This is a genomic window from Oceanicaulis sp. HTCC2633, from assembly GCF_000152745.1.
In the GTDB taxonomy this organism is placed as follows: Bacteria; Pseudomonadota; Alphaproteobacteria; order Caulobacterales; family Maricaulaceae; genus Oceanicaulis.
Genome location: NZ_CH672428.1, coordinates 2,426,442 through 2,439,321, shown reverse-complemented (window position 1 = coordinate 2,439,321; position 12,880 = coordinate 2,426,442). Strand labels below are relative to the sequence as shown.

The following is a 12,880-nucleotide window of genomic DNA, read 5'->3' as shown; positions in this document are numbered from 1 at the left end:
TAACCGGCGGGACTCATAGGCATCAGAAGGGATATTTGGTCGACAGGGTGGCGCGGGTGATCGTGCCGCTCTGACCGTTTTCCAGCTCGCGTTCCCCGAACAGGAGTTCGGCGCCGACGGTCACCGGGCCAACAGGGAAGAAATACGCCCCGAAAGCGGACCAGGTGCTCTTGGTCACGCTCGTGCCCGTCAGGGTGATGTCGTTATCCGCTTCCAGCATGGAATAGCCGATGGAGAGGCGACGGCCGTCGCCCAGCGCCTGACGCCAGGCCACCAGCCCGCCATAGACCGGGATCGCTTCCAGATCGCCGGACGCGTTGACGACCGCCCCGTTCACGGCGTTCAGGCCGATATAGCGGCCGATGCCTTCCCCGCCGGTCAGCGAGAAGCGCAGGTCGGAGCCCTCGCCCAGATTGAGCTTGCCCGACCAGTTCAGGCCCCAGCCGAACGCATTCCCGTCCACGCCGCCGCCCTCATAGGCGAGGTTGCGGCCCAGCGCGGACACGGTCATCGCCCCGTAATCCCCGCTCCAGTTGTAGCGCGCCACCACATCCGGGAAGGCGCCGTCGCCGCCATCAATCCGGCCGCCGCCGCCAAAGGGCGTCACCGTCGTATCCGGATTTTCGAGCGCAAACTGGAAGCCGCCATTGGTGTACCGGATCTGGGCCTGACGACCGAACAGCATGCCGTCAGAGCCCACAAGGAAGCTGGCGCTTTCCGGGATCACCGCCGTGTTGGTGAAGGTCGACCAGTCCTGACCGATGCGCCAGTTGCCCAGCTGCATCCAGGCGACCCGAAGGCGCGGATTGTAGGAGTTCGACACCCGCTCATCGCCGCTGGCGGAGCCCAGGAAGTCAAACTCGATCCGGCCCGTCACCGTGCCGATGTCGGATTCAGTGGAGGTGGCGAAGAAGAAACGGCTAGATTTGGCGGTGAAATCGAAATCGGTCTCGCCATCGCCCGAACCGCCTACCGGGGTCGCACCTGAAATATAGAAGTCCCGGGCAATCGAGGTCGCCCCGAAATCACCATCGCTCAGATCGGTGACATGGGCGTCGAGATCCACATAGCCGCCATAGGTCACCTGTGTGTTGCCCATCATGAAGCCACGGTCCGCCGAAGAAGAGGCGGCTGGCGCGGCCGGCGCGGACGCCGTTCGCTGTTCTATCTCGATCACCCGGTCGGTCGCGGCGTCCGCCTGGGCGCGCGCTTCCTCGAGCTCGCCGCGCAGATCGGCCACCATGGCCTCCAGCGCCGCCAGTCGTTCCTCAAGCGCGGTCACGTCCTGCGCCTGCGAGGCCGCCGACAGCACCAGCGCAGACGCTGTGGCGGCGAGTACACTTCGAAAACCAAGCGTAGTCATAAGGTTGTCCCTCCCAAGGATAGCCATGTGGCCCGTGCCGATTTTTCGGCTTTATTATGAAAGTATCGTTGTACAGAGGGGCGGACGGTATGGGACGTTCGTCGAAAGTTAGCGTTTGGCATGTGCTACTTTTTGCCGAGACGACGACGCATGCCGACGTGCATTAGGGTCTCGATCCATTTGAGGAGGCGTGTGTGACAACACAGAGCGCACAGGGCCGGGTCATCCTGGCCGATGACCACCCCCTGTTTCGCGGCGCATTGAGTACGGCGGTCAGCAAGGCCGCTCCCGGACGCGCGCTTGTGGAGACCAGCACGCTGGCGGAAACCCTCAAGGCGCTCGATGAAGGACGCGCCGATCTGGTTTGCCTGGATCTACACATGGCTGACAGCTCGGGGTTCATCGGCCTGGCCGAGCTCAGGAAAAACCATCCCAGCGCGCCGGTGGTCGTTATCTCCGCAAGCCAGTCGCCAGGCGTGGCGGCGCGCGCGCTCGAGTTTGGCGCGTCCGGCTTCATCCCCAAGACCGCCAGCATGAACCAGCTCGTGGAAGCGCTGACCGCCGTGCTCAATGGCGATGTCTGGGCGCCCGATGAAAGCGGCGACCCGCAGGCGCAGGAAGCGGCGGAGGCCGCCGCGCGGATCGCCCAGCTCACCCCGGCGCAAATGCGCGTGCTGCACGGTCTGGCCGCCGGCCGGCTGAACAAGCAGATCGCCTTCGACATGGGCATTTCAGAAGCCACGGTGAAAGCGCATGTGACGGCGATCTTCAGAAAGCTCGACGTCATCAACCGCACCCAGGCGGTTCTGGTGGCCCAGGCGCTGAATGTGGAGCCGCCCGCCGAGCAATCGGTCTAGGGCTGAAGCGTCTCCATCCGCCGTTTCAGTGAACTGAGGCTGGCGCGCAGCACCGCTGGCGATGCTGGCTTGCGCACCAGCTCCAGCCCTGACTTCAACGCATCCTCCTCGACCGCGCCGCTGCGTTCCGCTGTCACCAGCAGACCGGGCGGGCGTCGGCCCCATTCCGCGCACAGGGCGTCATAGACCTCGGGCCCGGTCACCTCGTTCTCGAGCTGGAAGTCCAGAATCACCAGGTCAGGCCCCACCACAGGGAAGGCGGCGCGCGCGGTGTCGATATCCGGCCCGCCTCGCACCTCGCAGCCCCAACGCTCGAGCAGGGTTTCCAGCGCCTGAAGCACGTCCGGATCATCATCGACGCACAACACCGTCAGCCCCTGCAGATCGCCCGGCCGGCGCCGTGCGGGCGGGCTGGCGGAAGTATCCCGGGACGCCGCTCGCGGCAGCACGACCTCAAAGAGCGCGCCCTCTCCCAGGGCGCTCCTGAGCGTGATCTTGTGCCCCAGAGACGCACAGATCCGGTCCACGACCGCAAGACCCAGCCCCAGGCCCTGATCCTCGCCCTGCCCGACCGCGCCGCGATGAAACTCGCGGAAAATCGCCGCCTGCCGGTCCGGCTCAATGCCGGGTCCGGTATCGATCACCTGCAACCGGACCTGATCGCCCGCACGCCGGACCCCGACCAGCACCTTGCCTTGCTGGGTGTAGCGCACCGCATTGGCGATCAGGTTCTGCACCACGCTCGTCATCAGGCCGCGGTCGGAGAAGACCGCAAGGCGGCTTTTCACCACCCGAAGCGTGAGCCCCTTGGCCTTGGCGCGCCCCTGGAACTGGGCGGCGGTCTCCTCGATCAGTTCATCGATGGCGAAGACGCTGGGTCGTGGCGAGACTCCGCCGGCATCCAGCCTCGAAATATCCAGAAGCGCCCGCAACAAGCGGTCAGCGTGATCAATCGCGCGTTCGATCTGATGGGCGAGATTGCGGTTCTCGCTCGAGCCGCCCTCCCCCAGAGCGCCCTCCAGCGCGCCGGCATATAACCGGGCGGCGGAGAGCGGCTGAAGGAGGTCGTGTGAGGCCGCGGCGAGAAACCGCGTCTTGGACTGGGTTGCGGCTTCGGCTTCCCGGCGGGCGACTTCCAGGTCCTGCGCCAGTTGAAGCCGGGCCTCGCTTTCCGCCTTCAGCGCCGCGGTCCGCTCCTCGACCCGGGTCTCCAGAAGGTCATAGGCCCGCTTGAGCGCTTGTTCGGCTTCGCGGCGGGCGGTGTTGTCCTGGTAGACGCCGAAATAGCCCACCACCTCGCCATCCTCCAGGCGCGGCTGATAGACCACCTGCCAGGAGCGCGCCCGGCCGCCGCCCTTTCTGCGCGAGATGTCAAAGACCTGCCGCTCGCCGTTCAGAGCCGCCTCCATGTGCGGACGCCGCAGGGCGTACTCCTCCGCAGACATGAAGGACTCAAGCGGCTGACCTATGGCGGAGAGATCAAGATCGAAGAAATCCAGATAACCGCGATTGGCGAAGCGCAGCCGGTAATCCCGGTCGGCATAGCTCAGCAGCACCGGCAGATTGTCGGTGTAGAACCGGATCGAGCGCTCGCTTTCCTTCAGCCGGTCCTCGGAGGAGCGCAATTGCTCGGCGGTTTCATCGATCAGCTTGACCACATCACCGGGGCTGACCCGGGCGCCGCGCAGGACGCGCGTCATCAGGATGCGCGCCGAAGCCGCGCCCACGGCCCGCGCCAGCCGGGCTTCGGCAAGGCCCGCCACGGCCGCCGTCAGCACGTCTCCGGAGCGCAGGGTTCGCGCCACCGCCCGCGACAGGTCATCCAGCGCCCGTTCGGCCTGGGGCGCGCCCAGCACCCGAATGAGGACGGTTTCAAGATCGGAAATCCGGGCGCCCGCGGCGGGCGCGGTTTCCAAGGGGCGGGCGCCGGTGAAGGCGTCCGCCTGCAGCTCATCCACCAGACCGGTCGAGGAGAAGGCGACCGCGACTATGAAGGCGATGATGTTCGCAGCAAGACACGCCATGGAGGCGAAGGCGAACGGATCCACACCCGCCGGCGCCGGCGGCGGCGCGCCGGCATAGCTGGGGATCAGGATCAGCACGACCCATAGCCCGAGCCCTGCGCCCATGCCCGCCAGGGCGCCGGCGCGGTTCGCCTTGCGCCAGTACAGGCCGAACAGCAGGGCCGGCGCGAGCTGGGCGACCCCGGCGAAGGCGACCAGGCCAATGCCCGCAAGCGCTGCCTGCCGGTCGAGCCCGAGATGGAAGAGATAGGCAAGCCCGACAAGCCCCAGCACCGAGGCGCGCCGCCACATCAGGAAGCGTTTGGCGAGATCGCTGCGGCGCGCTTCGGCCAGGAAGAGCGGGCCCACCAGATTGTTCACCAGCATGGTCGACATGGCCAGCGCAGTGATGGTCACCATGCCCGCCGCCGCCGAAAACCCGCCCAGAAAGACCAGGACAGCCAGCCAGCGAGCATCGAGCTCAAGCGGGAGGGCCAGCACATAGGCGTCCGGATTGGAGCCCCCCAGAAGCGTGGAGCCGGCCCAGGCGATGGGCGGCACGAGAATGGCGACCAGCGCCAGATAGGCCGGAAAGCCCCAGCGCGAGAGCTTGGCGTCGCTGGGCTTGGCGACCTCGACCACCATCATGTGAAACTGCCGCGGCAGACAGAGCGCCGCAAAGGCGCCCAGCAGGGTCAGGACCAGAAACCGGAAATCCACCCCCGGAAGGCTGAGCGAGGATTGCGCCAGGGTCTGCATGCGCGTTTCCTGCGGCAGGTGGATCCAGACCTCGACCGCCAGCCAGCCCACCGCCAGCATGGCGACGAGCTTGATGATGGATTCAAACCCGACCGCCAGCACAAGCCCCCGGTGGCTGGCGGCGGTGTCGGTATGACGCTGGCCGAACACCATGGCGAAGGCCGCCAGGCTGACAGCCACCGGCAGCCCCCAGCCCCGCCCCAGGGGCCCACCGGTCAGCAAGTCCAGCGAGGCGGCGGCGCTTTTGAGCTGCAGCGCGATATAGGGAATCAACGCCAGAAGCAGCGCCAGCGTGGCGAGCGCGCCGACGGCAGCGGACTTGCCGTAGCGCAGCGACAGGAAGTCCGCGATCGAGCTGGTGTCATGCTCGCGTCCAAGCGCCACGAGCCGGCGAACGATCGGAAAGCCCAGCAGGAAGACCAGCGCCGGCCCCAGATAGATCGGCAGATAATCCCAGCCCGCCCGTGCCGCCTCGCCCACCGCGCCATAGAAGGTCCAGCTGGTGCAATAGACCGCCAGCGCCAGGGTGTAGAGCACGGCGCGGCGGCGGGAAGAGCGGTCGAACCGGGCCGCGCGCGCATCCCCCCAGGCCGCGATCGCGAAAAGCAGGGCCACATAGGCGCCAAGCACCCCAAGCGCGAGACTGAGCGGCACGTCGCCTCCTCCCCTGTCCGTCCGTGTCTTTTGGTATGCTCGGACTCTTCTGAACGATAGCCGGACTGCTGCCCGCCTGACCAGAGCCGGCTCTCAAACCGAACGCGGCGGCCCGAAGGCCGCCGCGCCGATTGCAGGGAGAGAGACGTCGGCTATTCAGCCGGGGCCGCTCCCGGATGGCTGACATGCGCTGCCTTGGACGGCAGTCGGATCTCCTCGACCATGTTCTGCACATCCTCTGGCGGAGCCTTGGTCGCCAGCGAAACGATGATGGACACCGCGAAGCTGATGACCATGCCGATGGCGCCGAACCCCTCGGGCGAAACGCCCAGGAACCACTGGTTCGCCGTGCCGATGGCGAAGTCCGGCAGCACCCCGAACACGCCGCCCAGGAAGATCAGTCCGAAGACGATCGACCCGATCAGCATGGCGCGGGTGTCGCCCTGCTCCTTGAGGCCGAAGTGCATGATCAGAAGGACGATGCCGATGATCAGCGCCACGACGCCCAGCACGACCGAGCTGAAGCCGATCTTGAAGTGCACGATATAGGCGGCCGTGATCGACAGACCGATCAGCATGCCGGCGATGGCGCCTTCCTTGTTCATGCGCTTCCAGAAAATCCCGAGGAAGATCACCGGGAAGAAGCTGGCGGCCGCCAGACCGAAGGCGAACGCCACCACCGCGGCCACAAAGCCTGGCGGATTGATGCCGGCATAGATCGCCACCAGCACCGCGCCCACCGCGGCGAGACGCGCCACGAGCAGCTCCTGGGTGTCGGACATGTTCTTGAACAGCACCTTGCGGCACAGATCGTGGGACACGGCCGAACTGATCACCATCAGAAGACCCGCCGCCGTAGACAGCGCCGCGGCCAGGCCGCCCGCCACCACGAGGCCGATCACCCAGCCCGGCAAGCCGCCGATCTCGGGATTGGCCAGCACGAAGATGTCACGGTCGAGACGCGTCATCTCGTTTGTTTCGGGATCGGCGCGATACTGGATCCGGCCGTCGCCGTTCTTGTCGGTGAACTCCAGAAGGCCGGTATTCTCCCAGTTGTAGAACCATTGCGGGGTCGCATCCTCGCCCATGGCGGAGGCCCGGGCGTCGCCGCGCGCCACTTCCTCGGAATACACGCTCTCATTGACCGTCTCGATGAAGTTCGAACGGGCGAAGACCGCAACCGCCGGAGCCGTGGTGTAGAGCAAGGCGATGAACACCAGCGCCCAACCGGCGGATTTGCGGGCGTCGGACGCCTTGGGCACGGTGAAGAAGCGGATGATCACGTGCGGCAGGCCTGCCGTGCCGACCATCAGCGCCACCGTGATGGCGAAGACGTCGATCATCGATTTCTGTCCGTCCAGATAGGACGCGAAGCCGAGCTCGGACAAGGTCCGGTCGAGATCAACCAGCAAGGGCGTGCCGTCGGCGGTGTTGCCGATGAAGCCCAGCTGGGGCAGCGGCGTGCCGGTGATCGACAGGCTCAGGAAGATCGCCGGGACCGTATAGGCGAAGATCAGCACGCAATACTGCGCCACCTGGGTGTAGGTGATGCCCTTCATCCCGCCGAGCACGGCGTAGAACAGCACGATGATCGCCCCGATGATCACCCCGATGGTGATATCCACGCCCAGGAAGTTGGAGAAGGCGATGCCCACCCCGCGCATCTGGCCGGCGATATAGGTGAAGGAGATGAAGAGCGCGCAGATCACCGCCACGATGCGGGCGGCCTGGCTGTAATACCGGTCGCCGACAAAGTCGGGCACGGTGAACTTGCCGAACTTCCGAAGATAGGGCGCCAAGAGGAGCGCGAGCAGCACATAACCGCCGGTCCACCCCATGAGATAGACCGAGCCGTCATAGCCCGAGAACGCCACAATGCCCGCCATGGACAGGAAGGAGGCAGCGCTCATCCAGTCTGCGGCGGTGGCCATGCCGTTGAAGACCGGGTGCACATCGTGCCCGGCCACGTAGAAATCATCGGTGGATGCAGCGCGAGCCCAGACGGCGATGCCGATATAGAGCCCGAAAGTGCCGATGACGAAAAAGGCCGTCCAGAACAGGGTCGACGGCAGACCCAATACGGTCGCTTCCATGATCCCCTCCCCTATCCTTCGTCATCATCGACGTCGAACTTCTGCTCGATGCGGTGCATCATCGCGGAATAGACGAAGATCAGGATGACAAAGACGTAGATCGCGCCCTGTTGCGCGAACCAGAACCCCAGCGGCGCGCCGCCGATGGAGAAGTTGTCCAGAACGTCGCGGAACAGGATTCCGAAGCCGTAGGACACGATGAACCAGATCGCGAGCAGAACCCCCATGAGGTTCAGGTTCGCGCGCCAGTATTTCTTGAACTTGGACTCGGAAATCATGTGATCACCGGGCGGCCCTTTCGGCGGCTCGCCTCCGGTGGGATGGTCTGTCTCAGCCATCGTGCTCCTCCCTTTTCATCGGGGTTTTCCCCGTATGACCAAGAAGGTGTCAGGCCTCACGCAGAGCGGGCAGCCCGACATTGGTCGAAGCCTGTCTTGCGGCGCCCTCGCACCCCAGAGCGCTGCTCAGGACAGTTTCCACAATCACATCAGCGAGATGCCAACTCGGCCAGACCTGTGCCTGCCGCGCAGCACGCCCGGAGCTCACAGGAGGGCGAGACCGCCACCCCTGGCGGGTTTTACCCCGAAAACCTCCGCCAGGACTCTCTCGGTCAGGGCGGTTTCCGGGGCAGCAAATGCATGCAGACGCCCCTGGTGAAGCACCGCGATCCGATCGGCGTGACGGCGCGCCAGGTTCAGGTCATGCAGGGCGCAGATCACGCTGCCCCCCTTGTCCGCCTGGGACCGAAGCACCTTCATGGCTTCAAGCTGATGACGAGGATCGAGCGCGGCAATGGGTTCATCGGCAAACAGGACCGGGGCCCTCGACGCCAGCAGGCGCGCCAGATGAAGGCGCGCCTGTTCGCCCCCCGACAGCTCATGGATCAGGCGGTGCTTCAGGGACAGGGCGCCGGCTTGCTCGAGCGCCGAATCCACCATCTCCCGGTCCGCCGCCGCAAGGCGGTCATACGCGGCTCCTCCCCACGCATAGCGTCCCAGAGCCGCCAGATCCCCACCTGTGATCGACCAGGCGACGGCCCGGTCCTGAGGCAGGTAGGCCATCTGGCGCGCGCGTTCCCGGGCCGAAAGGCGGGTTACGGGCGCGCCGTCCAGCATCACTGCTCCTGTCCCGCACTCCACGAGCCCCAGCATCGCCTTGATGAGCGTGGACTTGCCAGCTCCGTTCGGCCCCACAAGAGCGACCAGTTCGCCAGCCTGCACGTCCATTGAAATGTCAGAGAGAATCTCGCGCGCGCCGCGCAGCACCCCAAGCCTGTCGACAATCAGGCGCATGCGGCTGGTCTGCATCATCGGCCCATCCCCCGTGTCCGCGCCGCAATCAGAATGAAGATCGGCGCGCCAATCATCGACACCATCACGCCCAGGCGTAATTCCTGGTCCAGCGGCGCCAGCCGCAGCACCAGATCCGCCAGAGCGATGAGGCCGCCGCCCAGAAGCGCGCTCGGCCAGATCAGGTCCGTCGGGTCATGCCGGACAAAGGGGCGCACCAGATGCGGCGCCACAATGCCCACAAACCCGATCACACCGGAAATCGCGACCGCGCCGCCGGTCAGGAGCGCCGCCGCGCCGATCACGCCCGCACGGGTGCGACCCAGATGAACGCCCAGCGTCTGCGCGGTCTCTTCGCCCAGAGCCAGCGCCCGCAGTCCCGGAGCCGTCAGGGCCGCCAACCCGACGCCGACAATCCAGAAGGGCACCACAAACATCAGATCATCCAGCGAGCGATTGGTGACCGAGCCCAGCATCCAGGTGACCATGTCGGACAGGGCGAACCGATTGGGCGCCAGATTCATCGCCAGAGCGCCCAGCGCCCCGGCGAAGCTCGACAGGCCCACGCCCACCAGGATCAGCTGAACCGCGCTGATCCGCGCAGCGGCCAGAACGCTCAGCATGAGCGTCGCCGCCAGCGCCCCTGCGACCGCCAGCACTGGCACGGTGAAGGCGCCCAGAAGACCCAAACCGAAATAGAGCGCGATGATCGCCCCCAGAGAGGCCGAAGCCGACACGCCCAGCACGCCGGGTTCAGCCAGCGGATTGCGCAACAGACCCTGCATCAGCGCGCCCGACGCGCCGAGCGCAGCCCCCACGCCGACCGCCGCCAGGGCGCGTGGCAAGCGGATCTCCCACACGATGATGTGCGCAGTCGCATCACCGCCGCCCAGCAAAGCCGCAACGGCATGGGGCAGCGCCAGGTCAGAACTCCCCAGCAAGGCGGAAAGGATCAGGACGAGTCCGACCCCTGCGCCCAGGATCAGGTTGATCATCACCCGGCTCATGGCATGGCTCCATCCACGCTGTGAAAAAGCACATTCGCCGCCTCACGGGCGCGCAGGGCCTCGTCAGCGATGAACCAGGCGCCGCATGACAGCGCGGCGGCGTCGAGATAGATCACCGGCGTCGTTTCCATCATCCGTCGGAACACGCTGTGCCGGCTGGCCGACCAGCTGTCGATGGGCGCGGTCTCGCCGTCAAAGAAGGCGGCGAGGATGATATCGGGCTGCTGGGCGTGCAGCTGTTCGAGCGGCAGGCTCACCCATCCGCTCTTGCCTTGTTGAGCCATGATATTATCAAAGCCCGCCGCGGCCATGAAGGCGTCCATCAGGGTTCCAGCCCCCGTCGTCAGCCCGGATGGCGTCATGTAGAGCGCTGTCAGACGCGGCCCGTCCGACGCCCGCGCCAGCTGGGTGCGCATGCGTGAAATGCGCACTTCGCCGGTTTCAGGTCGCCCCAGCGCGGCCGCCGTGCGGCGGATCATGGCTTCCACATCGTCAAAGTCGGACGCAAAGCCCAGCTCGAAGGTCTCAAGGCCCAGCCGGTCGAAATAGGCGCCGGCCCGACCGCCCGCATCATAGCCGCGCACAATGAGATCCGGACTGAGCGCCAGAACATCCTCGCCGTCATCGCGAATTTGCGGCACGCCCTGCGCCTGCGCCCTGAGATAGGAGTGGCGATCATCCGCATGGTCAGAGACCGCCAGCACATGATCGGGATCCGCCAGACCCAGCACATACTGATCGGCGCAATAGTCCAGAGACACCACGCGCGGCTCGAGCGCCGCCGCCGGATCAGCGACGGCGACGCCCAGAACCAGAGCGGCGAAGGTCAGCGCCGCCCCGACCATTACGGACGCACCCGCACGCCGAAGGTCACCGCGCGCGGCGCCCCGGCGAAACCGGCGACCGGCTCATAGGTTTCATCCAGCAGATTGCGCACGCCCAGCACCATCGAGACGCGCTCATACACATCCAGCACGCCGGTCAGGTCGACCGTGTCATAGGACGGGGTGCGGCCTGCGCCGCTGGCGTAGAAACCGTCATCGTCATAGGTGGCGTCCAGACGCTCGCCCACATAGCGCCAGGTGGCGCTGAGCGAGGCGATTTCGATCGGACGCCAGGTCCCGGTCACAGCCCAGCTGTCTTCGGGACGACGCAGCAATGGCGCGCCCGTCGCGGCATTGGTCGCGTCCGTATAGGTGTAATCCACCCGCAGGCTGGCCTGATCGACCGGACTCCATTCTGCGAAGACCTCCACGCCCTGCAGGTCGGCTTCGCCCACATTGCGGTTCTGACCGATGAACAGCGCGCCGTCATAGACATACTCGATCAGATCCTCGATCTCGCTGTCATACCAGACCGCGCCAAAGCGCAACGCGTCCTCACGGCCCAGCAGCGAAACCGCACTTTCAAAGCCGATCTCGAAGCTCTTACCCTCTTCCGGATCAAGGTCCGGATTGGCGGCGACAAAGGCCGAGCTCGAATAGCGTTCGGACAGGCTCGGCGCCTTGAAGGACGTGCCATAGCTGGCGCGCAGACGCGTGTTCAGCGCATCCAGGCGATAGACCGCACCCAGATTCCAGGTGGTCTGGCTGCCGAAGGCTTCGTAGTCATCCAGACGAATGGAGCCGGTGACGTCAAACCGTGCGGTCAGCCCCGCCTGCACTGCGGCATAGGCCGACCACAGATCCTCGCTGACCGACAGAGGCGCATTGAAGGCGGTGTCGGTTTCGGCGGTCTCGTCCTGAAATTCGACGCCGAAGCTCACGACAGGGTCGACCAGGGCGGACAGGCCGTCCGGGGTCCAGGCATTCGACCACTGCACGAAATCACGCTCGCCGTCATACTGATCCGTAACCAGGCCGTCGTTGAAGCTGTCGAGCGTCATGTCCACGCGACCGGCGCGCAACCGGCTCTCGAAAGCGTTGCCCGGATGCGCATAGACAAGCCCGAGACTCCACAGAGTGCTGTCATCTTCGCTGCGCAGATCCGGATCATCCGCGCGCTGAAAGCCGGACGGGCCGCCCGAGAAGGTGTCGAAATCCACTTCGGAGTCCCGCCGACGCAGCAAAGCCTCGATGCTCAGTCTCTCGGTCAGCGCAAACCCGCCATTGGCGGACAGCACCGTGAATTGCGAGGGGTCCGGATCACCGGTCGCGGTGGAAATGCGTGACGGATTGACGTCATAACCGTCGCTTTCCTGGTATTCCGCCGTGGCCGCGAGATTGAACCGGCCTGAGCGGACACCGCCGCCGATCAGCGCGTGATAGGTATTGAACGCCCCCACAGAGGCTTCGCCATAGACTTCTGAGCCGCTTTCGGGCGCGCGGCGCGGCAGGATGTTGATCACCCCGCCCACGGCGTCTGAGCCATAAAGCGAGGAGAGCGGGCCGCGCACGATCTCGATCCGCCCGGCGTCGCCCACCAGGTCAGACCCGAAATTGAAGGCGCCATTGGACGCCGCCAGATCATTGAGGCGGATGCCGTCATAGAGCGCCAGCACGTGCTTGGAGTTCGCGCCCCGCACAAAGACGCTGGCGGTGGAACCCGCGGGACCGGACTGCACGACAGCAAGCCCCGGCGTCGCAGACAATGCCTCGACCAGGGTGTTCTGGTTCTTCAGATCAATCTCGGCGCGGTCGATCACATCCAGCGTGACCGACAGACGCTCAAGCAGGCTCGGCGCCCGCACGCCGGTGACCACTATGGTGTCGTCGGTGGTTTCAGTCGTTTCCGCGGCGAGAACCGGAGCGGTCGAGAGTGCGGCGGCAAGCGCCGCAAGGGAAATCTGGGCTTTCATCCGAAGCCTCCGTTCGCGACCAGGCGCGAGCGACCCGGACGGCAGCGAGTGCAACGGC

Annotated in this window: 9 protein-coding genes; 1 reads left to right on the top strand and 8 read right to left on the bottom strand. The window is 65.8% G+C overall.

The features are described from left to right. Positions 1–22: 22 nt before the first annotated feature. On the bottom strand, positions 23–1,363 hold the full coding sequence (locus OA2633_RS11585; protein ID WP_083783268.1) for a DcaP family trimeric outer membrane transporter: 1,341 nt from the start codon (positions 1,361–1,363) through the stop codon (positions 23–25). A 194-nt stretch (positions 1,364–1,557) separates the two neighbouring features. Here OA2633_RS11585 and OA2633_RS11580 point away from each other — a divergent pair, with 194 nt between their 5' ends. Continuing rightward, positions 1,558–2,220, top strand: coding sequence for a response regulator transcription factor (locus tag OA2633_RS11580; RefSeq protein ID WP_009802742.1), 663 nt, complete (start codon positions 1,558–1,560; stop codon positions 2,218–2,220). Here the strand turns inward: OA2633_RS11580 and OA2633_RS11575 are convergent. From OA2633_RS11575 to OA2633_RS11545, 7 genes are all read right to left on the bottom strand, one after another. Then, positions 2,217–5,636, bottom strand: coding sequence for an ATP-binding protein (locus OA2633_RS11575; protein ID WP_009802741.1), 3,420 nt, complete (start codon positions 5,634–5,636; stop codon positions 2,217–2,219). The genes OA2633_RS11580 and OA2633_RS11575 overlap by 4 nt on opposite strands. 152 nt (positions 5,637–5,788) lie before the next feature. After that, a complete protein-coding gene (locus tag OA2633_RS11570; RefSeq protein ID WP_009802740.1) occupies positions 5,789–7,729 on the bottom strand; it encodes a sodium:solute symporter family protein in 1,941 nt (646 codons plus the stop codon). Between the two features lie 11 nt (positions 7,730–7,740). After that, positions 7,741–8,067, bottom strand: coding sequence for a DUF4212 domain-containing protein (locus tag OA2633_RS11565; protein ID WP_009802739.1), 327 nt, complete (start codon positions 8,065–8,067; stop codon positions 7,741–7,743). A gap of 204 nt (positions 8,068–8,271) precedes the next feature. Next, the gene (locus OA2633_RS11560; protein WP_009802738.1) at positions 8,272–9,039 is read right to left on the bottom strand and encodes an ABC transporter ATP-binding protein; all 768 of its coding nucleotides are present in this window, start codon (positions 9,037–9,039) and stop codon (positions 8,272–8,274) included. Further along, positions 9,036–10,025 (bottom strand): iron ABC transporter permease, encoded by a 990-nt coding sequence (locus OA2633_RS11555; RefSeq protein WP_009802737.1) that lies wholly within the window; start codon positions 10,023–10,025, stop codon positions 9,036–9,038. Before OA2633_RS11555 ends, OA2633_RS11560 begins: the two co-directional genes overlap by 4 nt. Further along, entirely contained in the window at positions 10,022–10,870 is an 849-nt protein-coding gene (locus tag OA2633_RS11550; protein WP_009802736.1) for an ABC transporter substrate-binding protein, read from the bottom strand. The genes OA2633_RS11555 and OA2633_RS11550 overlap by 4 nt, the downstream gene beginning before the upstream one ends. Then, positions 10,870–12,822 (bottom strand): TonB-dependent receptor domain-containing protein, encoded by a 1,953-nt coding sequence (locus OA2633_RS11545; RefSeq protein ID WP_009802735.1) that lies wholly within the window; start codon positions 12,820–12,822, stop codon positions 10,870–10,872. Before OA2633_RS11545 ends, OA2633_RS11550 begins: the two co-directional genes overlap by 1 nt. Positions 12,823–12,880 lie beyond the last annotated feature (58 nt).